This window comes from Yersinia aldovae 670-83, assembly GCF_000834395.1.
GTDB classification, from domain to species: domain Bacteria; phylum Pseudomonadota; class Gammaproteobacteria; order Enterobacterales; family Enterobacteriaceae; genus Yersinia; species Yersinia aldovae.
On sequence record NZ_CP009781.1, the window covers coordinates 792,388 to 812,863 of the forward strand.

Consider the following 20,476-nt stretch of genomic DNA (forward strand, 5'->3'; position numbering starts at 1 on the left):
CCTAGAGAAGCGCTATCCCCCCCTTTCCACCACCGCAGCAATTTCATCCAATACACCATGCATCAATTGCACATCATCAATGGTGTAAGTGCCATCCAACATATCAGACCACCTTGCCAGTGGCGGGCAGTGTTGCCCGGCACCGGTGCAAGGTCGCCATAAAAACCAGTCTACGCGGGAGGGTGCTGCGGATTGTTTTCCGCGCTTTTTCCCTCGCCGCTGAGTTGCCAAAAAGGGCCGATATTCTCCCTCAGTACCTGCCCCAGCAATACCAGATAATTATGGGCTTCATCCTGGAACAGGTTTTCGCCCACCGGGATGTTATCGGATTGGCGAACGATACTACCGCTGTTAAAACACAGCTCTTTCAAGCGATTTAAGCTCATCGTATCGACAGAGGCCAAACTGGCCGCCATACCCATTGCGGTGACATTGGGATTGATCGCCGGTAACAAACCAGACTTAGCGGCGATTTGCAGCATTTCGACCTGATCTCTGGCCGGTGATGTTGCCCCGCGAAAAAGGGTGTCACCGATCACAACTTCAATTTGACGCCCCATAATTAGGTTTCCTCTGAGTCAGCAAATTCAAAAATAAATTGTTCATCCGATACACCACTTTTTCCGGCGCGGGTAGCTGAGCCGCGGTTAGTCATGATGCCGTCGAACCCGGCAAAACGTTCATCGGTACCGGTCTGTGAAAAGGTAAAGGTGGCATCAATACCGGATTTCTCCACCGCCAATAACTGGCGCGCCTGCACCGAGCCGGGGATCAGGTTGATGGTCAGCCGTTTGGCACGAGTTTTATTGTCCAGCCGTACTGACGTGCCGCCGATACCGCGTTTTAGCGCGGCGCGGGGTTCTAAATCTTCAATGGTGATCGGTGGGTCGGTATCACCAAAATCATCAATAGGAATACCAAAGACGGTGAGGTTAGAGCCATCAGCGCCGTATCTGTGCATGGTCATAAGGGATTACTCCACGGTGGCATTGATTTCAGCGATATGACCGGCACGGCCTAAAATCACTAACAAGGTGGTTAATGGGTAAACACGCTTTTTGCGTTGATCGGAGGTCAGCGCAAGGACATCCTCGGGGCGCGAACGGATGACAAAACCAAAATCAGCCACTTTAGTCACGCCATCGTCAGGATCAACATAAGAGCCGGTACCGAGCACCCCATTATTGAAAAAACGTTTACAGGTAGTGGCAACCGTAGACAACAACCCGTCATAGTCGCGGGGCGTTAGCGCTCGTTTGGTACCGACATTAGCTATGTAGTTATAGCCGTCCACCTGAATATGGTTTTTCAACACATCAAGATTGACCACATCATCGATAAACTCGCCATAAGACGACATTGATTTACTGTTGATCACCCGGCTGTTATCAATTTGCCCAGCCAGTTCAATTTTGGTGAAAAATACCGCGTTCTTGGCTTTTAAGGCATTGTAAGCACTGGTGGCCATATCATCGCCCATCACACCCGGTAGCACCTGATACTCGCCGGTAATAGCGGTGTTTAACCCTGTTGGCCTGAACTTATGGAATGCGGCGGCCAGTTGCACCATTGAATAAGCTTGGGTTGGGTCAGTAGTGACGGATTCAGCAGTTTTATAGCCCGCAAACACATGGCGGTTACCTTTGCTTTTCAGCAGTGATACCACATCCCCCACCTTGTTCTGGTCTGCAATGTCGTTAGCGCTAAATGTCCACCAGACCGGATGGCTATTAGCATCAGACCAGTCGGCCAACTGAAGAATAATGTCATTGCTGGTTAAATCGCTGGCTTTAAAGAAGTAGTGATAACGCCAAATACGATCAGTGGCGCTATTCACAATTTCCAACAGTGTATTTTCTTCGTTTTTCATCCAGACGGTAATTTGTGGCGGCTTGGGAATTTGCGCAAAGTAGCGGGTGGCAATGTAATAAATCGGGCTGTCAGTCTGGAAATCAGCACCGAGTTCTGGCAGCGATGCATAGTCACGGAATGAATCTGCAGCAAACTCGCCCTCATCAACTAAATCTGACGGATCAGCAAAAGTAAGTGCACTGGAAAAATCACCGTAGCCCAACCCTGCCGCCGTCAGAATAAGATTGACGGGGATAATATTATCAACCGGATAAGCCATAAGAGCTGTCTCTTTCTCTAATTTGAATGTCAAACCCTGCGGCACGTAATAGCGCGTAGGATGCGGTTTTTTCGATGAATAGATGGATGTCAGCCTGATAGCGCGGCTGTAGTCCGGCTTGTAACAGTCCGGTGAAATTTCGGAAATTGCTGGTATAGCGCCAGGCGATTTTATGGCGAAACAGATAATCACTGACGGGCGTCAGGAAATTGGCGTTGGCTAAATGCATAGCGGCGGTTGCCGCGCCCGTATTGAGCAAATTGACCGACAGCAAAAATTCCATTGAGGTACAGGACGTTTCTTGTAGATCTTGCCACTCTTCCCCTAATGCCGGATCAGTTTCAGCAATGGCCGGGACAAATTCGCGCTTGCGCCGCGTTTGCCCATAGGCCCGAATCGGCACCGGGTTATACGTGGCATATAAATCATTACCGATTGGTGGGTTACGGCCTTGATCGGCTAATACAACACGTTCGAGGGGAACTACAGCGGCGAGTGAAATGAGTTGCTGAAATACCGGATACATCTCTTCAATTGTTTCCATCAGCCAGTACCTCGATAACGTTCAACCAGTGCACGGCAAAAGCTGCGCCAAGGCCGGTTATCACAAGCCACCACCCGCCATTGCCGCATTGCCAACCCATCGCTGAATTCCAGTAAATCGCTAAATTTCCCCTCGTCATCAGGCCAGAGATAATGCACACCATCGTTAATGTGCACCACTCGCAGATCCTGCGGGTTAGCCGTGCCGCCCATGCCGATCAGCATTTGAATATCTTTCCATTTTGCTGATTGCACATTCACCTTCTGCAATTCGGTAACCTGCGGTTCCCCTTGCTGCCAAATACCACCGGGGCCGCTATAGTCACCGGCAGTCGGTCGAATCAGCCGAATACCGCCCTCAATAGGCGAATTAAAGGTGGCATCAATATGCCCGTGCATATCCAGACCATTACCGAACATGATTAATCCTCCACGACGTGAGTCAGTGCGCCTTTTAGCGTACCGTGGTTAACCAGCGGGGTTGCGGAACCTTTAGCGGCAATCGTGGCATCCGCATTGCCTGGTTGAATACCGGCTTCTATCGCCTCCTGGCAATAACCCACCGCACGCAGACCAATCTGATCCAGCATTTGGAATGCCGTGATTTCGCCGCGGGTGACCTGCGCCGTCAGCACACGAAAGGCTTTTTTGATGTTGTCCTGATTTTGTCGCAGTGGAACGCGCAGAAATGAGCGCTCAGGGATACGCCCATCCGCTGAGCCAAATTCCTGTACCGCACCAATCACCACGATGGGAGCACCATCTTCATACACCCCTGTCCCCTCCGGCAGCCCCACCAGCACCCGACGTTTGGCGGTTGCCCGTTGATGGATCTGGCGCAATTTCTGCGCCAGTTTTGTCCCGCCCCGCACTTCGGCCCGAAGTTTCATACCATCATGGCCCCGGTACCGGCTCGGCGACGCAAGCGCAGGAACTCCACCCCGTAGGTGGTCAGTGGTAAATCACCATTGATATTGAGATCGTCAGCAGTCACCGCCGGAACCGCAAAAGAGGTGGATTCATCACCGACTGATTTTGATGAGATGGCATAAGCCGCCCCAACATCACCACTGATAGCCCTTTTGCGCATTACCAGCCGGTGGGCGGCAAAGGCAAACAGGCCGCGTTTTTTGATTGATGCCGGACGAGCATGATATTTCAGCCAACGTTGGCCGGTTTCCGCGTCGCCCTCCTCCAATGCTTGAATAACTGCTTGTTCGGCCCACAACGTGATATCGCTGAATTCCGGATAATACTCACGAAAATCAGCCACAATTTGTGCAGTAATATCCACATCGCCCCCTAAAGCAAAAACCCGTCACGCGGACGGGTCATCAATGTTATCGGTATCATCCGCTGGGGTTTCCGGCTCGGTGGTATCGCTCTGTACCGACTCGGCCTTTTTGCTATCAATCGCCTTTTGCAAGGTTGGCGCTTTAGCTGCCGAGGGGGCTTTTTTACCGAATAAGTTTTCATACTCATCGCGCACCGCAGTGATATCCAGCTCACTATCATCAATATGCCTATTAAGCGACGCATCGAATTGTTCGGCCCGCATCATGCCTGCCTGAGTAAATAGGTGATCCGCAAAATCGCCATTCACCGCCGCTGAATGTCCAACAGCAATCGTGATGCGCTGGCCGGTTTCCTCATCGGTCACCGTCAGCGGTGATGTGTGCAAGTTAGTGAGTTCAAACATGATTAAACCCCATCGACATAGTGAGCGGCTTTAGGAATACGCCATTCCGTGCCACCGGTACGTAAAACGGCTGGCACTTTGAAATTAACGTTGTCTGGTGTAGCTGGTGCGAGGAAGCGCAGCGGCATCACATCGTGGCCTTTCACTACTCGCATATCTTTTTTGTACACCACCAGGCGATCTTTCTTCGCTGCCCCGGCTCCGGCCAGCAAGACATCATCATCAAAATCCATATCTTTGAAGTTGGTGCGCAGGAATTCCAGCAAGGTGACATTTGAAGCGTTATGGGTTGATAACAGGGTGCGCATCAATAATTGATGTTGTTCCGAGGGCAGAACGAAACCATTAGGGCGGTGAACCGTGACGGTATTCTTCAGGTACACCTGGTTATAAGCGGCACCAAAGAAATCAATGATCGGTTGGGTACCCTTGGTAGGGATAGCAGCCACCAACTCGGCTAAGGTCGCCGGAGCCGCCTCAACACCCACATTGGAACTGGTATATAGCCCCTCGCCAATATCATTGTGACCGAGCAAGTAAATCTTATTCAGACCTTGTTCAACCACATCTCGTACCGCCTGACCGCGCTCAGCATCCAGATTGACGTTATTGAGCATGGCAAAACCGATTTCCTCAATGGAGTAGGTGTAACCCAGTGCGGCGGTTTTGATCTCATGGAAACCCTGATTCATGGCGATATCCACCGTCGGCACGTCAGTCGAGTTCGGGCCAAATATCTGTAACTCACCACGGGCATCAATCGAGCGGAACGCCACCACTTTTACCCAGTCGGGCGCACTGTTATCCAGCGGCAGCAATGTGCTGTACTTAAACTGCGGATATTCCAGCCGGTAAATTTCCGATTCAATATGGGCCGCCTGTTGCACCAGAAAAGAGAGCGCCGATACTGGGCTGACGTCAAATACACTTCGTTTCATACATATTTTCCTTTAATTTTACTCGCCGCTATCGGGCGCAGGGGTAGGAACGCCGGTTGACGCTAAAATGCCATCAACGCGAATCTCGCCCACTTCACCGGCCACTACATCATCAACCCAACGGACGAAATCCAACCCAACCCCAGCACTGCCTGCGGTTAACCGCCCCTGATTCGCACCTGTCGCCGTAATCACGGTTACCGTGTCACCGGCGCTGGCACCATCAACACACAAAGCAAACATCGGCCCACGGCGCAGTATTGACGCCACATGTTCGACCTCATAACCCACTTCATAATCTGGCGGATTGGTCGGCACGCTGTTGCTAAATACCGCCATTGAGCGCACGGTAAAACCGATGATCTGCGCGGCGGTAGTGGTCGGCGTGACCGGTGCACAAGAACGCGCGCCCACCCCACGCATCACCGCACGGCCAAATGACACCATTTTGGTTTCCACCCGACGCGAGACCACTTCACAGACATCCGTGGTTGAAATTTGGCCCTCGTAGGCTTTACCGCGCCATTTGGTGAATTCACTCTGAGCAATCGCCATTATTTATTCTCCGCTTGTTTGCCATAACGTTTGTCCAGCCAGCTTTGGCGCACACTGTCACGGGTAGTTTGTGCATCGCCGGTTTTGACTTTCTTCATATCGCGACCCAAATTGATGATGGAGTCATTAACCTCGTTTTTATCATCAGGATCATCGTCATCCTCGTTTTCGCGCCGCTCTTCTTCGGCGTCGAAATAAGCGGCCAGGTAAGCATCCGGCGCTTTATCCCATGAGGGGTATTTGCGGCATTTGATCCCGGCACTGTCCAGCGCGGCTCGTTTGATTTTCAGCGGGTCTACCGCATCACAGCTAAATTCTGCACCGGCAATTTTGATAGCAGAGTCACGCGCTGCCACCACATCGGCCAGCCGCTTCGAAATCGCATCCTCAGACGATTTTTCTTTTAATGCCGCGATTTCTTCATCTTTGGCATCGGCTTTGGCTTCGGCCTCCTCTTTTTTCTGTTCAGCTTCATCCTTGGCGGCTTCGGCTTTTTCCTGCCCTTCCTCTGCGTCGCTGACACGTTTTTTTAGCGCATCCATCGATGATTGGATCAGCTGCTGGGTCGCTTCGTCAGCCACCTCTACGCGCACGCCGGAATCCAGCACAACTTTATACATGGGGGTTACTCCCTTGGGTTTACGGTCAAATAACCGCGCCAGGTGTCCGGCTCTGGCCTGATCACACAGTGCGATATGGTTGATGGTGATGGTGCATTGAATAAATTCGTAGGCAGTACCGCAGGGCGCGATACCGGGGGCATAACGGTATTCAGAGGTGTAACCGGCGGATAATTCCTCTTTATTTTGGTTGATGGCATCAATGGCGTACTGATCTTTAATCAGCAGATCGACCACCACATAATCAGGGTCATCGCTATCCTGTCGCCCTGGCGAAATAGCATGGCCTGCGGTGACTTGCTTAAAGGTTTGGGCATTCACCAAATCATCAGGGTGATCAATGGTGACGTCTTTATTGTCATAACTTGCCAGGCTAACCGGATCAAATACCTCCGCCGGTGGCCGGTACACATTGACAATTTGACCGGGTGGCCTGTCTTTTAATCCCAATTCAGAGGCGAGATATTGCTGCACACCGACGCGCGCAACCCGCCCGGGGACTTTTAAATAGCCCTCAGGAGTCATTTCTCGTTGGGAATTAATCGGAAAGGACACGCGGTCACGAACGGTGATCCGCATAATATATCCTGTTAGTAATCAAGCCCCTTGATTTGGGGAATAGCATGGCAGCGGCAGCCAATATGGGCTCTGCCGGGGAATAATCCGCTTTCGCCGTGATAAGCCGCACCCCGCGACCAAAGATAAATACCCGCGCCATAACCCACATTGCTGCGGGAAATTTCAAAGCATTTGATTTTGGCCCGTGGGTATTTACCAGCGGGATTACCGGACACACGTACATCTTGCGAGGTAGACCAACGAAAACGGTTAATTCCCGCGCCGACTTGCCGAGTATGAGTAATATCACTGCGGATTTTGGCGGTTTGGTCACGAGAAATAAGATGCGCACGCTGATAGCTGGCACCGGTCACTTGCTGGAGATTTCTGACCATGGTGCTGAGCGAATCACCGCGCATGATGCTGTCCATCACTTCCCGCTGAATATCATCGAAATAATCAGCGGACAGCGACTTAATCAGAGCGACATTGCTTTCGACCGAGGCATCGAAATAATCCACTAATGACTCATTGACCATAAGTGAGGTCATATCAATACCGATAGCGCGATTAATTTGCTCAACAAATGCCGCAGAGCTTTCAGATTCTGCGCGACTTACCACGCGTTGGGCTAATCGGTCAGCCTGACGGCCCATCACCGAGCTATTGAATTTGTCGGCGGCCTGCCTGATTGACTGTTTGATGATATCGACCAGATAACTATCAGCGGTGTAATTACGGCGCAGAACTGGTGTTAATACTTCATCAATCGACTGGGCCATCATCCGAACCATTTCACGTAACTGAGCACGATAATAACGTTCGGTTTCATCTGTCAGTTTAACTGGCCTGAGTTGCGCCCTCCGGCGCGGCGGCTGGGGTTTTATCATCGCCTGCAGTGTTGCCAAGCCGGAATTGATAATCACCTTGCCGCTCGGCTGACTCATCATCTTCAAGTCGGGTGATGTCATCTTCTTGAATACCATAAACCCCTTGCTCCATCAGCTTACGGGCCACTTGCGACGGCAACACCACTTTTTGCTGGAGGCGAATATCATCAGCCTGTGCATCAGCCAGTCGCTGGGCCGATATCTCGCTATCGGTCGGTTGTGACAGTGGCGCAAAGGTAAAATCCAAACCATCGGGCATGGTGCCAAGAGTCGAACGCACCAGCACCTCATCCAGCTTTTTCAGAAATGGGCGGTATTTCGCTTCCTGATCCCCCTTGATAGTACTGAAATAATTGTTCTGGTCGCCTTGCCCGGAATCCCCTAGTCCTTTGGCCTGTACGCCGAAGATGCGAGTCATCGGAATACCTGATGCGCCCGCCGTCCACTCCATCAGCACCGCCAACACCTCACCCAAGCCACCGAAAGAGATTTGTTTGCGATCAAGGGTTTCTTTGGAATCCAGCAACGCCAGCCGAAATAGCGATTTCATCATGCCGAAAGTGTTATAGCGTTTGGCTATCGCCTCATCCATATCACCAGAAGCTAAATCAGTGGCCAGATTTTCTTTACTGATGGTGTCGATATTGGCTTCGAGAATTAGTGAAGAAATCCCCCCTTTGGCTGCAACGGCATCTTTCACATCCTCAAGGCAGCGCCTCAAGCGGCTATCATCCCAGCCGCCGTTAATCATGCGTAATCGCATCGGCAAGGCCGCACCGGGCGCTCGCACAAAATGGCTGAAATGGATTTTCTGCTGACCACCGTTAACCAGGTAGTAATCCGGCTGCATAAAGTTTTCAGCCAGCGGGTTAGAAACGTTGTATTGCTGCCCATTGATCAACATGCGATCCAACACCAACAAACGCTTAAGTGAGCCTTTCTTGATATTCTTTAATTCCAATTCATGAGACAGGTCTTGGTCGGTCAGCATCAATATCCCCGCCCCGCCATACAATCCGGCCCATTTAAAGGACTCTTGGGTGACCCCCTGAATATTGAACTGGTTTTCAGCATTGCGTAGTGCGGTAGCATCGTCTGACGGAAAGGAGCGCCATTCGCGAGTGGCATCATCAACCGGAATATCAATAATCGAACGGGCGATCCAGTTTTCGGTATAAGCCGCCTCCAACTCAGCAAAATCTTGCATCGCGCCATACATAAAGCGGCTATACATGCGCCGGTCACGGTCGGTACCCATGCCAGTCATCACATTCGACAAACCATCAGCAGTCAGGCGAATGCGGGGTTTACCGCCAAAATCCAGTTTTTCACTCATCGTTAAACCCACTTGTCATAACTGATGCTGCCACCAGCAATTAATTCGATTTCTATCGAATCCATAATTGTGTCGAGAATGTCGTCGTTTTTATGGCTGTCATCCGCTGAGAAATCAGCGCATTCCGTCAGTGCAGGCAGCACCCAATCCGTCGAGGCAGCCACTGCGCCATCCCAGTAATACACCTGCGGGATTTTTTGACCGTCGTCAGTCATCAGTGCCGGAAGATAGACACAGCCGGTTTTCATCTGCGGAATGGTATTCAGACAGCGGATCAGCTTATTTTGGCCTGAGCCGCGCGGGATGGTCAGAATGGGAATGCTTTTACGTTTTACCAGCGTGGTAATCAGACCTTGCCCGGCCTGTTTATCCTCAATCCCCATATGACGTAATGGCGCGGGGCGTTTCGGATTATACGGCCGCCATTTCTCCCATAAGTCTTGCGCGGTGGTCAGTAAGTCTTCCGGGTCCCAGCGACCACGCACACTGTCAATAATGTAGAGATTGCCATCAACGCCCATCCCTACCAGGGTAAAGACGGTGTAGTCGTTGTAATCTTCAATTTTGCCGGAGTTGGTATCGACATAAACGGCGCGGTGAGTCAGCGGGGGTAAATGGGTGTAGCGTTTAAACCAGTCGGTATCAATTAACCCGCCAGTCAATGCCCGTGGGCGCTGCATATATTGCGACATGAAAGTGTATTCGTCGCTTTCCCACAACCGCAGCAAATCACCGACATATTCGTTTACCGGCCAGTAAGACCAATAACGCACCCCGCCGACCACCACGCTTTCACTATTTTTAACCGAGAACCAGCAGTGTGAGCGCCACGGCTCCGGCAACGCATCGATGTATTCTTCACTGACCAACGCCGGAATAGTGATGTGGTGAAAATCCACCCCCATCTTGCCGGACAGCATAAATCCGGTGGCGTCATCGGTATGTAACCGCTGTTGGATAGAAACGAACGGTGTCGGATGCTCTTTGCTCTTATCACCGCGCCGTGAGCGGATGGTGTTCACCAAAATACGGTTCGCACTGGCCCGTTTGGTGGCCGAAAACATATCTTCGGGTTTGTTGTAATCATCCAGCCCGACAAAGCCGGAAAAATCAGGGCCGGGGAAACCCGCACGACCACCGGTTAATTGCCCACCGCTGGAGCGGGAAACCGTCTGCCCCACCATTCGGCCCCGACTATTAACGATTTCCCACTCTTCTGCCTGATTAATACCGAAGCGGCAAGGCCACAGTGATTGATACTCAGGGCTGGCGATAATATCGCGGGTGCGGCGGCTATTACGCTTTACCAGTGTGTCAGCAAACGACACATTGAGATTACGAAAGCGCCGTAACTGGCCAGTCTGCACCAACATATTGATATAGGCTGGCAAATGAACCGAAATAAACTCGGTTTTAGTGCCACCTGGCGGCACGTTCACAATCAGGTTACGCGGTTGCAGCCGGTTATTGACCAAATCATCCAGCTTTGCGGCCATCATTTTATGATGCCAGTTCACCAGTAACCGGTCACTTTGCAGCAGCTCAAACCAAATGCGAGTGAAATTAAGAAAAGACTTCTCCGATCGGGATTTCAGGGCGACACGCGACGGGAAATCCAGATTTTCCCATTCGAGAATATCGCTCATGTGGTGATCCTGCGGGTTGGTGATCCTTGGTCAAATATTTAGATTATTAACATAGTGACTGAGTAACCCAAAAAATGTGTCATTTATCACTTGAAATAACACCTCATAACCCACATGTTTATAATGGGTTTTATCCAATATTTCCTTTCTGAGTAAGGAAATAAAATGACGTTACTTCGTAGGCTAATAGATAAAAACTTTCTCTTTTTATTTGTCTATGGTCAGTTCCAGACCAGATAACAATTAAATACGTACGATATTCATACAAACAAGGAAACGTGAAATGGTAGGTACTGTTAATCTTCCCCACACTTGCCCTAATTGCAAAACCACAACAGCACACAATGCAGGTCAACTTCAGACACTTTTTGGCTTTAGAACTATACCTTCCGGTGCAACAAATCAAAGCTGGTGCCGAGATTGCCGTACAAATACAAAAAAATAACTGGGAGTGTTAGAAATTCTGTGTCATTCCAGTAATATGCAATCAAAAAGGAATGACACATGTCCCAACCCTTCGATTTCGACAAAGCGCTTAAGGCACTCCAGTCCGGTCAGGCATTAACCGGGAAAAATGGCATCTTAACGCCATTAATCAAACAGTTAACCGAAGCTGCATTAGCTGCTGAACTCGATTCGCATCTGGCTCAGGACGTTGAAGCCAACCGTAAAAACGGCTCAGGCAAAAAGACCGTTAAAACACCCACTGGCAGCTTTGTACTGGCCACGCCCCGCGATCGCAATGGTACTTTTGAACCTCAGCTGGTGAAGAAGCACCAGACCACACTTTCCGATGAGATCGAGCGCAAGATCATCCGTATGTTCGCACTTGGCATGAGCTACAAAGATATCAGCCAGGAAATTGAGGATTTATATGCTTTCAGCGTGTCCAGTGCCACCATCAGCGCGGTCACCGATAACGTTATTCCTGAGCTGAAACAGTGGCAACAACGCCCGCTGGAAGCGGTATACCCCTTCGTCTGGTTGGATGCTATCCACTATAAAATCCGCGAAGACGGGCGTTATCAGAGCAAAGCGGTCTACACTGTTCTCGCCCTGAATCTGGAAGGCAAAAAAGAGATACTGGGCCTGTATCTGTCTGAAAGTGAAGGCGCTAATTTCTGGCTGTCGGTACTGGCCGATCTACAAAATCGTGGTGTGAACGATATTCTGATTGCCTGTGTGGATGGTCTGACAGGGTTCCCGGAAGCGATAAACAGCATTTACCCCGATACAGAAGTTCAGTTGTGCGTCATCCACCAGATCCGTAACTCGATAAAATATGTTGCATCGAAGCATCACAAGGCGTTTATGGCTGATTTAAAGCCAGTTTATCGTGCGGTATCAAAAGAGGCAGCGGAAATCGCACTGGACGAACTGGAAGAAAAATGGGGCCAACAATATCCAGTGGTACTTCAGTCGTGGCGGAGAAAATGGGCCAATCTGTCGTGTTACTTCCGATATCCGGCAACGATCCGCAAGGTCATTTACACGACAAACGCCATTGAATCGGTGCATCGGCAGTTCAGAAAACTAACAAAAACGAAAGGCGCGTTCCCGAATGAAAACAGTCTGTTAAAATTACTGTATCTGGGATTAATGAATGCGCAGGAAAAATGGACAATGCCGATCCAGAGCTGGAATTTGACATTGTCCCAGTTGGCGATTTATTTTGAAGGCCGCCTTGATAAAGTGATTACGTTGTAGAACGTTTAACGTGACACAGAATTCTGAACGCTCTCAAATAACTTTCTAAAGCCACTTTCGAGTGGCTTTCCCTTTGATAACATCCATTAGTTGAAAACTTAGTTAACCGACTTGCCTATTTCATATAGCTTATTTTTTTAGCATTCAATCCAACCCCGGCAATTTACCCTCTAACATCTGCTGCGCTTTCACATAATCTTCTGGCGTGTAGTTCACCTGATTAATAGCCCCACCATCAGGGCCGCTAATTTCAGTTTTATTTTTCAGCATACCCAAATGTTGCCCGACCATTTTTAGTGCGTCATCCTGATTACGGGTAATGACTTCTAAGCCAAACTTACCTTGCTTAACACCGGCATAAAGGCGGCGTGCCGAAACTGATAAATCCCGCGAGTCATGAAAATGTGCCCTGCCTTGCCCCTCACCATTACAACGTGGGCAATCTGGATTAGGATCGAGCGTACTGTCAAAACCGTAACCGCCATCATCCAGTGGCGCAGGTTTTCCGTTATTGGTTCTTTTCTCCGACTCTTCCTGATATTCCTGCTCGTTAATCCACTGGTATTTATTTTCAATCCCCCAGCAGTGACGACAGCATAAACGACGAAACTCTGAAATTTCGTTGGCGTTGGCCGTGGCAATATCCCACCACCAATTTAAAACGGCATCTTGCGTGATATGCGTCCGTTTCTCTCTGGCTTCCATTGCATCGCGTATGGCTCTGTTTACCGATACATGGCGATACAACCGGCGGGCAGCAGCAGCACCGGTTAATCCCTCGCATTTATATCCGGCCCGTTTATAAGCAGCCGTCTTATCCAAATCAATTAAATACTCACTGACGAATTTTGCCTGCATATCGTTAAGCCCGTATCTACTGGCGATAGAGCGGCTTTCTTCAATTTGATTTTCAATTTCAGGCAATTCGATATTTTCAATTTTCGAAATTGATTTTTTATCTTTGGTTCGCAGGTTCGCACCGGAATTATGCGAACCTGTTTTTCGAACCTTTTCAGGCTTAGGCCAAGTATCAGCTTTAGCCCTCTTCCGTACTGCGGTATCACTTACACCGTACTTTTCAGCTAACGCGCGAATTGAAAGTTGTCCGGCACAGTATTCGCGCTTTATCGCCTCCCAATCCGGCTTTTTCATTTTTTACTCACACAATTGGTGTTGAACCATTCCCAGTATATTCTGTTAACTCTCACATCAAAGAACTGGGAGGTTCAACATGTCAGGTTATTCAAACTTATGGTTCAGCATAAAAAATCATATCAACGAAGTTCGTGGTATCAAAAACGTTGGCTACGCAGATGCAAATGACAGCCTAAAAGTCGATAACAGAACAATGCAGATATTTATATTAGATGTTTTCTTACATGAGCACCGTAAAAAATACGGTTCGGGTGTATTCCCTTTACAAGGTAAGAATGCCCTGCACCACAAAATCCTGATGAAATACAAATGGCCACTGTCCGTTATACGGGAAATGAGCCTAAATGATTCCCTTTTTGTTCTTCAGGACGAGCTGATTCTTGCGAACCTACCTGAAGATGCTCAGAGATATTTGTCACATCAGGAAGGGACAGTTCAGATTGCTTTTGATGACCTACAGGAACATGAGTGGAAGCCGACGATTGCCGAAATATTCCTGCAAGTGCAAGAACGCTAACCTCGGGATGCTTATCACTCAATTCGGCAAGCCTTTCGTTCAGAGATGCTTGCTGATTCTCATTTGAAATAAGGTACCCGAGTTCCAATAGTTTCTGAGCTAACCAATTGCTCAACTCTCGATTATTCAGACTTCCGGCATAAATATAAGGCTTATCGTTCATATCATTTTCCTTATGGATGAAATGACAGTAGGTAAATGTTATTGAGGTTTTAAATGCTCCAGCAAGAAAATCATGGCTCGCGTGTCGCCTTTCTTGGCTTTGATAAACAGAGAATTGGATATATCCGCTATCCCTTTAGCTTTTCCCCGGCGAACAGCCAGCCGGTAAAGTGAGATTGCTGATTTATCCTTCCTTAAATTATCAATGTCGATTTCCAGTGTGTCGGCTATCTGCTGTTCCGTTAATCCACGCCCTGCCAATGCCTCCACCTTATCGAGCGTCGGCTTATCCATCGTCATGCCCTCTTGGGATAGGGTTTATGACGTGATATCAGGATTTTTTTCATTTTCTTGTCGAGGGGCATCAGATATTTATGCTTTCCTGACGTTTTGAATTCTTGGGCGTTGGGATCTAAATGCTGGCGGATTGATTCAAGGTTTTGCTTTACCCCTTTGGCTGAAATACTGCGCGGGTGGGTTTTCTTACCTTTGATGATGAATGCACCCACCGTTCCGGCCCCAAATAGCCCCTCATATATCCAATTGGTGGCCTGATAAATTCCGCCATGATGATTTTGGTCTTTATCTGCATAGGAGACGATTAGCCGCAGACCAGGGCAAACATCAGCAAGAAATTTAATCGCTTTAGCCAATATCTGACTAACCGGGGATATATGCTGGCGTAATGCTACGCGGGTAAGTTCGCACACTTGATCCTGCTGCAAACTGTAAGGTTGCCCGATATGGTTATTGGCACCGCGGCTAAAAATAACGACACCAATAAATTTTCCATCTTCCCACGCCCCCACTTTTACCAATTTTCCCACTGGTACCGCTTTGGCATAATGCCAATTAAGACAAGCAAAGCTGGCCGCTTGATGAGTTGCCCAATCAACCGTGAGTGTTGTCATAAAACACCCCCACAGTGTGGACAGAGTTTGGCGTCCAGATGATCGAGCTTTCCCTGATCATCTTCGTTACCAGGCAGAAAATCGATATTCAACATTTGATCGATTTCATCAGACGAAAATCCGGTTAGACCAAGGTCAAAATTTTCTGCCAATAAATCACTTAATTCCAAAGTTAAGAGATCCTGATCCCATCCGGCATTCAGCGACAATTTATTGTCAGCAAGACGATAGGCTTTTTTCTCAGACTCCGTTAACCCAGATAATGTGATGGTAGGAACTTGTTCAATACCCAACTGTTCCGCTGCCAATAAACGACCATGACCCGCGATTACCTCACCCCGCTCATCAATAAGAATTGGGTTTGTCCAACCGAACTGTTTAATACTCGCCGCAACTTCATCTACTTGCTCCGCTGAGTGTGTTCTGGCATTTTTTGCGTAAACAATCAACGAATTGAGTGATTTATAGGCTATCTCTAATTTATTCTGATTTTTTACTATGGTCATTTTGCATGTTCCAACTATTATGACCCTGCTCTCGAGAGCAAGTGGGCCTTGGTTCGTACTCATGACCTTACCTGTGGGTATGAATGGCCGTTAGTAGCTACAACTACCAGCGGCCGCCCACCTTCCTAAATAAAAAAAACCACCAGCAACCATGCTCAGGGTGAGCGGAAGGTGTTACTGATGGCTTTGCTTGCGCATTATCAATGGCACTCAGTGAATGCCATCTGTAATGCAGTTAATATTATAATTGCGTATACAATAGGTAATACATTGAAGATTCAAGACATAAACCTAGAGTATTTCAGACCCTTTAGTAAACTAATAACTCAATCATGCGCAAGCATCGCAAGTTATTTTGTAGTAGTAAGTATCGTATTCTTAATGAGCTTTAGAGCCTCCTGTATTCATCCTACATCTGATAATCTCATTAGAAATATTACGGTCGCTATCAGCGTATTTTTAATACTTTGTTGTGCACTTGACCTAACTATACGCATCAAAGACACTTTACAGCCCAAAAGTCGGCCAAATATGATGATTTTATGGTTCTTCGCTACTTGCGCGTTTTTGATGTCGGAATTCACCTTGTTTGCAGCTGTGGACCAATTGTTTTCAACAAATATGACATGTGAAAATTTAGCTATTAAAGCAAAATAGTTCTGCTGGTGGTCAGTGATATTGACATAACCGCCAAATATACAAAAGCCGTGATTAAACGGCTCATCCATTATTTGTGTTCAAATACAAACCTACGTGAATATAGATTTATTAATAATTTTACAAACTCATCTTTAGTTGTATTGCCAGCAAGGTAGCCATTGAATCTATCGATAAGCTCATTAAATAACTCACTCTCTACCTTTCCATCGAAAAGATGTTCCGTCGCTACCCAACACCCATTACAGTTCTCATAGGTTGCAACTAAATTTTTTAGGCCTCTCGCATATTCAATGAGATTATATTTCTCAGAACCTGCGGCATCACCCATAAGTATCAAACTGTTACCTGCCGCAGCCAACTGCATGTCAAATCTATCAGGCATAAATATGAACGACTGCCTAAAGTTTAGAAGGGATTTTTTGAAACCCATTTTAGCTTTTACTTTTTCCTGCTCCCTCCATGTACTCAAAGCTTTTGCGGCATAAATAAGAGCTACACATGTCACAATAACTGAAGCCCAAGTTCCTAACGCTGATATAGCTTCCCAATTCATAGCTTTCTCCCTCTAATGAGATAAGGAAGATTACCATTATTGGTACTGATCAATGAGTTTCCTTCAAAATATTCTGTCGCCAGCCAATAACATCATCGAGCCGCCCCTTACAGATCCGTAGTTCGCGTTTTAATGCCAGCGCATAAAGACCACTATCTCCCCAAGTGGTACCGACGAATTCCGGCACTTCACATTCAATTAATGCAGACTCTGGCGGTAGCAATACAGGGCAGGTAACTGCCAGCCGTGGTACCGACTTACTCGCGCAGGATGTTAATGCTAGCGTCAGGCATGTGCTGAATAGCACACTTATCATCTGACGCCACCGCCAGAAACCGCTTGAGCCGGTCTTCACTTTCATTGCGTAGTTTCCTTTCGTTCTCTAGCTGGCGAGTTGTGGCTGCACGGTTAGCGGCTTCATTCACTTGGTATGCATCAATGATGTTGCCCAGTGCTGTGTTTGTGGTTTGCTCATCACTCAGCGCTTTTTCCGCTTTTTGGATATCATTTGAGAGGCGATAACTGTTAAAGAACAGAGCCGACACAATAACCACCAGTACAGCAATGACTAATCCGATGGCCTTATTCATCCAGCCCCCAGCATGTCAGCTCGCTTTCTTGCGCGCGGCGTTCTATCTGGCCGTAGCAATTATTAGAGCGAATATGGCAATCCTTGCCACCGTCATATACCCAGCGTTTGATTTCAGCGCATGCGCCTTTGCGGTCGCCAGCATTAAGTTTGCGGTAAAAGGTGGAGGTAAAACATTTACTCGGGCCGATGTTATAGGGGCAAAACGAAGCGATACCGGCCATCTGTGGTTCAGTCAGCGGTACCCGGACATTTTTCTTCACCCAGTTGATGGCCTTGTCAGCCTCCAGCTTATTCACCTCAGCGCATTTCTCCGCTGACAGCTTCATGCCTTTCACTACCGGCTTACCATCAACTACTGTGGCACCACGGCAAATAGTCCAAATCCCCTTTCCATCTGGATAAGCTACAAGCCGGTTACCCTCTTTCTCATTCAAAAGCTGATCAAGAATTATGGTTGCCGGTGCTGCAACCATAATCAGAGCCAGGACAGCTGCGCTTAATTTGCTTTTGGTCGAGGCCATCACTCACCATCCGGTTTATAGCCGTGGCGGCGATCCCAAATTTTCACACCTGCATTAAGCAAGAATGTCAGGGCCATAAAAAACAAAGAGCCAAGTACACCGATAACTGTCCACTCATCAGGTGTGAATCCAGCAATTAGCTCTTTAGCCCAAAAAATGAAACTACCACCCGACACGGTATAGGAGACCGCTGTTGTTATATTGCTCATTTTCATAGTCTCCCCCTCCCTGATGGGTTGGGTGTTTTTAAAAATAAAAAGGCCACGCAAAATAGCGCAGCCCCACAATTATTGGCTTGTCATTTTTCTATATCTGTTATTGATGTTAATATCCCATTTCTCATATTTAAAAAAGGAATACATCATGCGTAACACTGTAATTAATGCTCTTGAATGTTGGGCATCTAGACCGACGTGGTTCAGTTCTCATCCAAGTGACGCTATCGAGTTAAGAAAAGCAATTTCAAACCTAAAGAAAATATCCCCACTGCCAACTATCAGCGAGCTAATTGAAGCTATCACCCATCATGTTGAAGATGCACCAACCATGCCTGGCACACCGAAAAACATCGACACCGCAGTTAATGAGTTCGCACATAAAATTGTTTCAAAGTTATAGGAATCAATTTTAGTCAAATTGATTCCATATATATAAATAAAGGAAGGTGATTAATGAAAATAGAAGGACTCTCTGCTCTGTATCAGAATATGCGCACTCAGAGCATCAAACGTACTACCTTCCAATACCGTCACAATAATGTGTATTTTGATGTAATGTTTATTATAGATAGCAAACCATTCAAACTTCTTTTTGGCGCTATTGGTCATGATTGTGGGTTCTATGTAAACGTCAACCCGGGTTTTGACATCTCACCAATGATCCAGCCAAGTTCAGCATATTATGATTTATGTAAAGCTTTAGGACTAACCAAAGATTCCAACAATCCCTTTAGTACTAAAAAATTTTTCGAGCATTTTGCGGCAAAAATACCGACAAGCTGCAGTAAGGAAAACATATCACCAATTCCTTCATCTATTACTCCAAATATTGATTCCGTAGATAAGACATTTTTTAGTCACTGGAAAAATAACAGTGAGAAAAGTGGTAATGTTACAGATCAAAATCTTGCAAAAACACTTAAAGCATTTGGTTCAATCATTAAGGACTTCTGCAAAGAGATGAATATCAGTAGCTGTTGGTCTGTTATTGATAAAAATAAGAAAACCCGCGAGTAGCGGGTTAATTATAATTATGACAACATATCTAATTAACGTTAAATATGCGCTTTTTTGTTCGGTTTTGCAATATCTAGTCGCTAACTTCGTCAATAATAGGATCTGGACGACGATTTAAGACCAGTTGTAGCGCTTCTGCATCCAGTTCCTCAAAAGCCTGTTTCAGTCGTGCCCAATGCGGCGCATATACCTCACACCACGTTGAACGAGAAATACTCATAAGAGTGGCTAGCGCACTACCCGCATATTCTTTGTAAGTCTCATTGTTATTTTTTGCAGCAACGTCTTGTGCGGCAAGCCAAACGAGCGAAATAAGGCGTTTCTTTACCTTGGTTTGTACCGGATTATCAGATAGGTGCTTCTGGTATATCTCCCAAATATGTTTGCAAAATAACACTTGGTACTCAAATTTTAAATTAAAGCCATAGCAGTAATTCAGCCACGCATTTTGAAATTCATTAAGGGTGTTCACCGCTCGCCGCCATGAACACAAAGAAAACTCAAATTCATTCATTGGTGGCATTGGGCGTTTACGGCTCCGAGTTTCAAGAGCATAAGTGGGTGTCGTTAGCATGCAAACCTCCCGCCCCCCTTCGAGCTGAACTTTATGGATTTTCAAGCGACGGTAATGGTCTTTATCTGCTGGTGGATTTTCACTAAAAGCCTCAAGCTGGCCTTTGGTTCCGCCAGATATATCCACCAACGCCTTGGTTAATTCAGTGCGCGCATACTCAAGTTGCTGTGCGTTCATCAAATGAACCCCTCTTTCTTCCAAATAGCTTGTGTCCGAAAAACACCCTCGGCATGCAAAAGCCGTAACTCATCGCGGGTGTAATCTGATTTTTTTCTTCCGTCGATCGCGTCGTGGCAATCGCTGCACCCAATTGCAGCCTGTAGATCATGCGGCTTTATACCCGTTCCACAGGTACCGGCCATGCGGTAATGTGCCAATACGCTAGTTTCAGCATTACCGTTACATATTCCGACGATACGAATCTGGCACTCACGGCCTCTTGCCTCTTTGCGTAAATTAGCCATAAA

General features: G+C 47.5%; 29 protein-coding genes. 4 read left to right on the top strand and 25 right to left on the bottom strand.

All coding sequences use genetic code 11. The annotated features are described in order from the left end of the window. Positions 1-170: 170 nt before the first annotated feature. From AT01_RS03640 to terL, 14 genes are read right to left on the bottom strand one after another with little or no spacing between them, the layout of a single operon-like run. Positions 171-560: a phage tail assembly chaperone gene (locus AT01_RS03640; protein WP_019079702.1), complete on the bottom strand. Its 390-nt coding sequence runs from the start codon at positions 558-560 to the stop codon at positions 171-173. Positions 561-562: 2 nt separating this feature from the next. Beyond that, positions 563-967 carry a hypothetical protein gene (locus AT01_RS03645; protein WP_025378479.1) on the bottom strand — a complete coding sequence of 135 codons (405 nt, stop codon included), beginning with the start codon at positions 965-967 and terminating at the stop codon, positions 563-565. A gap of 6 nt (positions 968-973) precedes the next feature. Further along, positions 974-2,131: a DUF3383 family protein gene (locus AT01_RS03650; protein WP_042546124.1), complete on the bottom strand. Its 1,158-nt coding sequence runs from the start codon at positions 2,129-2,131 to the stop codon at positions 974-976. Further along, positions 2,115-2,675 (bottom strand): phage neck terminator protein, encoded by a 561-nt coding sequence (locus AT01_RS03655; protein WP_042546125.1) that lies wholly within the window; start codon positions 2,673-2,675, stop codon positions 2,115-2,117. Before AT01_RS03655 ends, AT01_RS03650 begins: the two co-directional genes overlap by 17 nt. Then, on the bottom strand, positions 2,675-3,094 hold the full coding sequence (locus AT01_RS03660) for a hypothetical protein (RefSeq protein ID WP_042546126.1): 420 nt from the start codon (positions 3,092-3,094) through the stop codon (positions 2,675-2,677). The genes AT01_RS03655 and AT01_RS03660 overlap by 1 nt, the downstream gene beginning before the upstream one ends. 2 nt (positions 3,095-3,096) lie before the next feature. Beyond that, the gene (locus AT01_RS03665; RefSeq protein ID WP_042546127.1) at positions 3,097-3,564 is read right to left on the bottom strand and encodes a hypothetical protein; all 468 of its coding nucleotides are present in this window, start codon (positions 3,562-3,564) and stop codon (positions 3,097-3,099) included. Further along, positions 3,561-3,968 (bottom strand): DUF4054 domain-containing protein, encoded by a 408-nt coding sequence (locus AT01_RS03670; RefSeq protein WP_042546128.1) that lies wholly within the window; start codon positions 3,966-3,968, stop codon positions 3,561-3,563. The genes AT01_RS03665 and AT01_RS03670 overlap by 4 nt, the downstream gene beginning before the upstream one ends. A 24-nt stretch (positions 3,969-3,992) precedes the next feature. Continuing rightward, positions 3,993-4,373 (bottom strand): hypothetical protein, encoded by a 381-nt coding sequence (locus AT01_RS03675; RefSeq protein WP_042546129.1) that lies wholly within the window; start codon positions 4,371-4,373, stop codon positions 3,993-3,995. Between the two features lie 2 nt (positions 4,374-4,375). Then, the gene (locus AT01_RS03680; RefSeq protein ID WP_042546130.1) at positions 4,376-5,311 is read right to left on the bottom strand and encodes a DUF2184 domain-containing protein; all 936 of its coding nucleotides are present in this window, start codon (positions 5,309-5,311) and stop codon (positions 4,376-4,378) included. 18 nt (positions 5,312-5,329) lie between these two features. Beyond that, entirely contained in the window at positions 5,330-5,866 is a 537-nt protein-coding gene (locus AT01_RS03685) for a structural cement protein Gp24 (protein WP_042546131.1), read from the bottom strand. Further along, entirely contained in the window at positions 5,866-7,065 is a 1,200-nt protein-coding gene (locus AT01_RS03690; protein WP_042546132.1) for a DUF2213 domain-containing protein, read from the bottom strand. The genes AT01_RS03685 and AT01_RS03690 overlap by 1 nt, the downstream gene beginning before the upstream one ends. 11 nt (positions 7,066-7,076) lie before the next feature. Further along, positions 7,077-7,934, bottom strand: coding sequence for a phage minor head protein (locus tag AT01_RS03695; protein WP_235427229.1), 858 nt, complete (start codon positions 7,932-7,934; stop codon positions 7,077-7,079). After that, complete coding sequence (locus AT01_RS03700; RefSeq protein ID WP_042546133.1) at positions 7,885-9,270, bottom strand: DUF1073 domain-containing protein; 1,386 nt, start codon at positions 9,268-9,270, stop codon at positions 7,885-7,887. Before AT01_RS03700 ends, AT01_RS03695 begins: the two co-directional genes overlap by 50 nt. A gap of 2 nt (positions 9,271-9,272) precedes the next feature. After that, a complete protein-coding gene (gene terL, locus AT01_RS03705) occupies positions 9,273-10,916 on the bottom strand; it encodes a phage terminase large subunit (protein WP_042546134.1) in 1,644 nt (547 codons plus the stop codon). Between the two features lie 504 nt (positions 10,917-11,420). On the opposite strand from terL, the gene AT01_RS03710 reads away from it, so the two are divergent. Further along, on the top strand, positions 11,421-12,623 hold the full coding sequence (locus AT01_RS03710) for an IS256 family transposase (protein ID WP_042546135.1): 1,203 nt from the start codon (positions 11,421-11,423) through the stop codon (positions 12,621-12,623). A 144-nt stretch (positions 12,624-12,767) separates the two neighbouring features. On the opposite strand, the gene AT01_RS03715 is transcribed toward AT01_RS03710, so the two are convergent. Continuing rightward, the gene (locus AT01_RS03715; protein ID WP_042546136.1) at positions 12,768-13,775 is read right to left on the bottom strand and encodes a terminase small subunit; all 1,008 of its coding nucleotides are present in this window, start codon (positions 13,773-13,775) and stop codon (positions 12,768-12,770) included. Positions 13,776-13,854: 79 nt separating this feature from the next. On the opposite strand from AT01_RS03715, the gene AT01_RS03720 reads away from it, so the two are divergent. Continuing rightward, positions 13,855-14,295: an ECs1072 family phage-associated protein gene (locus AT01_RS03720; protein WP_025378494.1), complete on the top strand. Its 441-nt coding sequence runs from the start codon at positions 13,855-13,857 to the stop codon at positions 14,293-14,295. Between the two features lie 201 nt (positions 14,296-14,496). Here AT01_RS03720 and AT01_RS03725 read toward each other — a convergent pair whose 3' ends face one another. The 8 genes from AT01_RS03725 to AT01_RS03760 all read right to left on the bottom strand — a co-directional run bounded on the left by AT01_RS03725 (position 14,497) and on the right by AT01_RS03760 (position 18,415). Then, positions 14,497-14,751 carry a hypothetical protein gene (locus tag AT01_RS03725; protein WP_042546137.1) on the bottom strand — a complete coding sequence of 85 codons (255 nt, stop codon included), beginning with the start codon at positions 14,749-14,751 and terminating at the stop codon, positions 14,497-14,499. 2 nt (positions 14,752-14,753) lie between these two features. Next, positions 14,754-15,368 carry a Mom family adenine methylcarbamoylation protein gene (locus tag AT01_RS03730; protein ID WP_042546138.1) on the bottom strand — a complete coding sequence of 205 codons (615 nt, stop codon included), beginning with the start codon at positions 15,366-15,368 and terminating at the stop codon, positions 14,754-14,756. After that, positions 15,365-15,874, bottom strand: coding sequence for a ParB/Srx family N-terminal domain-containing protein (locus AT01_RS03735; protein WP_052489936.1), 510 nt, complete (start codon positions 15,872-15,874; stop codon positions 15,365-15,367). The genes AT01_RS03730 and AT01_RS03735 overlap by 4 nt, the downstream gene beginning before the upstream one ends. Positions 15,875-16,601: 727 nt before the next feature. Then, entirely contained in the window at positions 16,602-17,087 is a 486-nt protein-coding gene (locus tag AT01_RS20160) for a hypothetical protein (RefSeq protein ID WP_052489937.1), read from the bottom strand. Positions 17,088-17,136: 49 nt separating this feature from the next. After that, entirely contained in the window at positions 17,137-17,448 is a 312-nt protein-coding gene (lysC, locus tag AT01_RS22630) for an Rz1-like lysis system protein LysC (RefSeq protein WP_456156789.1), read from the bottom strand. Next, entirely contained in the window at positions 17,345-17,677 is a 333-nt protein-coding gene (locus AT01_RS03750) for a DUF2570 domain-containing protein (protein ID WP_042546140.1), read from the bottom strand. The genes lysC and AT01_RS03750 overlap by 104 nt, the downstream gene beginning before the upstream one ends. After that, entirely contained in the window at positions 17,670-18,200 is a 531-nt protein-coding gene (locus tag AT01_RS03755) for a lysozyme (RefSeq protein WP_042546141.1), read from the bottom strand. The genes AT01_RS03750 and AT01_RS03755 overlap by 8 nt, the downstream gene beginning before the upstream one ends. Further along, positions 18,200-18,415 (bottom strand): phage holin, encoded by a 216-nt coding sequence (locus AT01_RS03760; protein ID WP_042546142.1) that lies wholly within the window; start codon positions 18,413-18,415, stop codon positions 18,200-18,202. Before AT01_RS03760 ends, AT01_RS03755 begins: the two co-directional genes overlap by 1 nt. A gap of 148 nt (positions 18,416-18,563) precedes the next feature. On the opposite strand from AT01_RS03760, the gene AT01_RS03765 reads away from it, so the two are divergent. Together AT01_RS03765 and AT01_RS03770 are read left to right on the top strand one after the other, a co-directional pair. Beyond that, positions 18,564-18,818 carry a hypothetical protein gene (locus AT01_RS03765; protein ID WP_042546143.1) on the top strand — a complete coding sequence of 85 codons (255 nt, stop codon included), beginning with the start codon at positions 18,564-18,566 and terminating at the stop codon, positions 18,816-18,818. A gap of 53 nt (positions 18,819-18,871) precedes the next feature. Further along, the gene (locus AT01_RS03770; RefSeq protein ID WP_042546144.1) at positions 18,872-19,435 is read left to right on the top strand and encodes a DUF6037 family protein; all 564 of its coding nucleotides are present in this window, start codon (positions 18,872-18,874) and stop codon (positions 19,433-19,435) included. 73 nt (positions 19,436-19,508) lie between these two features. Here AT01_RS03770 and AT01_RS03775 read toward each other — a convergent pair whose 3' ends face one another. Both AT01_RS03775 and AT01_RS03780 read right to left on the bottom strand, forming a co-directional pair. Next, positions 19,509-20,186, bottom strand: a complete 678-nt coding sequence (locus AT01_RS03775; RefSeq protein WP_042546145.1) for a bacteriophage antitermination protein Q — start codon at positions 20,184-20,186, stop codon at positions 19,509-19,511. Beyond that, positions 20,186-20,473, bottom strand: coding sequence for a DUF1364 domain-containing protein (locus AT01_RS03780; RefSeq protein ID WP_042546146.1), 288 nt, complete (start codon positions 20,471-20,473; stop codon positions 20,186-20,188). Before AT01_RS03780 ends, AT01_RS03775 begins: the two co-directional genes overlap by 1 nt. Positions 20,474-20,476: the final 3 nt, after the last annotated feature.

Excerpts from the sequence above, each read along its gene's own strand:
- AT01_RS03640 (WP_019079702.1), bottom strand. The coding sequence starts at position 560 with ATGGGGCGTCAAATTGAAGTTGTGATCGGTGACACCCTTTTTCGCGGG.
- AT01_RS03645 (WP_025378479.1), bottom strand. The coding sequence starts at position 967 with ATGACCATGCACAGATACGGCGCTGATGGCTCTAACCTCACCGTCTTT.
- AT01_RS03650 (WP_042546124.1), bottom strand. The coding sequence starts at position 2,131 with ATGGCTTATCCGGTTGATAATATTATCCCCGTCAATCTTATTCTGACG.
- AT01_RS03655 (WP_042546125.1), bottom strand. The coding sequence starts at position 2,675 with ATGGAAACAATTGAAGAGATGTATCCGGTATTTCAGCAACTCATTTCA.
- AT01_RS03660 (WP_042546126.1), bottom strand. The coding sequence starts at position 3,094 with ATGTTCGGTAATGGTCTGGATATGCACGGGCATATTGATGCCACCTTT.
- AT01_RS03665 (WP_042546127.1), bottom strand. The coding sequence starts at position 3,564 with ATGAAACTTCGGGCCGAAGTGCGGGGCGGGACAAAACTGGCGCAGAAA.
- AT01_RS03675 (WP_042546129.1), bottom strand. The coding sequence starts at position 4,373 with ATGTTTGAACTCACTAACTTGCACACATCACCGCTGACGGTGACCGAT.
- AT01_RS03680 (WP_042546130.1), bottom strand. The coding sequence starts at position 5,311 with ATGAAACGAAGTGTATTTGACGTCAGCCCAGTATCGGCGCTCTCTTTT.
- AT01_RS03685 (WP_042546131.1), bottom strand. The coding sequence starts at position 5,866 with ATGGCGATTGCTCAGAGTGAATTCACCAAATGGCGCGGTAAAGCCTAC.
- AT01_RS03690 (WP_042546132.1), bottom strand. The coding sequence starts at position 7,065 with ATGCGGATCACCGTTCGTGACCGCGTGTCCTTTCCGATTAATTCCCAA.
- AT01_RS03695 (WP_235427229.1), bottom strand. The coding sequence starts at position 7,934 with ATGATAAAACCCCAGCCGCCGCGCCGGAGGGCGCAACTCAGGCCAGTT.
- AT01_RS03700 (WP_042546133.1), bottom strand. The coding sequence starts at position 9,270 with ATGAGTGAAAAACTGGATTTTGGCGGTAAACCCCGCATTCGCCTGACT.
- terL (WP_042546134.1), bottom strand. The coding sequence starts at position 10,916 with ATGAGCGATATTCTCGAATGGGAAAATCTGGATTTCCCGTCGCGTGTC.
- AT01_RS03710 (WP_042546135.1), top strand. The coding sequence starts at position 11,421 with ATGTCCCAACCCTTCGATTTCGACAAAGCGCTTAAGGCACTCCAGTCC.
- AT01_RS03715 (WP_042546136.1), bottom strand. The coding sequence starts at position 13,775 with ATGAAAAAGCCGGATTGGGAGGCGATAAAGCGCGAATACTGTGCCGGA.
- AT01_RS03720 (WP_025378494.1), top strand. The coding sequence starts at position 13,855 with ATGTCAGGTTATTCAAACTTATGGTTCAGCATAAAAAATCATATCAAC.
- AT01_RS03725 (WP_042546137.1), bottom strand. The coding sequence starts at position 14,751 with ATGGATAAGCCGACGCTCGATAAGGTGGAGGCATTGGCAGGGCGTGGA.
- AT01_RS03730 (WP_042546138.1), bottom strand. The coding sequence starts at position 15,368 with ATGACAACACTCACGGTTGATTGGGCAACTCATCAAGCGGCCAGCTTT.
- AT01_RS03735 (WP_052489936.1), bottom strand. The coding sequence starts at position 15,874 with ATGACCATAGTAAAAAATCAGAATAAATTAGAGATAGCCTATAAATCA.
- AT01_RS20160 (WP_052489937.1), bottom strand. The coding sequence starts at position 17,087 with ATGAATTGGGAAGCTATATCAGCGTTAGGAACTTGGGCTTCAGTTATT.
- lysC (WP_456156789.1), bottom strand. The coding sequence starts at position 17,448 with ATGAAAGTGAAGACCGGCTCAAGCGGTTTCTGGCGGTGGCGTCAGATG.
- AT01_RS03750 (WP_042546140.1), bottom strand. The coding sequence starts at position 17,677 with ATGAATAAGGCCATCGGATTAGTCATTGCTGTACTGGTGGTTATTGTG.
- AT01_RS03755 (WP_042546141.1), bottom strand. The coding sequence starts at position 18,200 with ATGGCCTCGACCAAAAGCAAATTAAGCGCAGCTGTCCTGGCTCTGATT.
- AT01_RS03760 (WP_042546142.1), bottom strand. The coding sequence starts at position 18,415 with ATGAAAATGAGCAATATAACAACAGCGGTCTCCTATACCGTGTCGGGT.
- AT01_RS03765 (WP_042546143.1), top strand. The coding sequence starts at position 18,564 with ATGCGTAACACTGTAATTAATGCTCTTGAATGTTGGGCATCTAGACCG.
- AT01_RS03770 (WP_042546144.1), top strand. The coding sequence starts at position 18,872 with ATGAAAATAGAAGGACTCTCTGCTCTGTATCAGAATATGCGCACTCAG.
- AT01_RS03775 (WP_042546145.1), bottom strand. The coding sequence starts at position 20,186 with ATGAACGCACAGCAACTTGAGTATGCGCGCACTGAATTAACCAAGGCG.
- AT01_RS03780 (WP_042546146.1), bottom strand. The coding sequence starts at position 20,473 with ATGGCTAATTTACGCAAAGAGGCAAGAGGCCGTGAGTGCCAGATTCGT.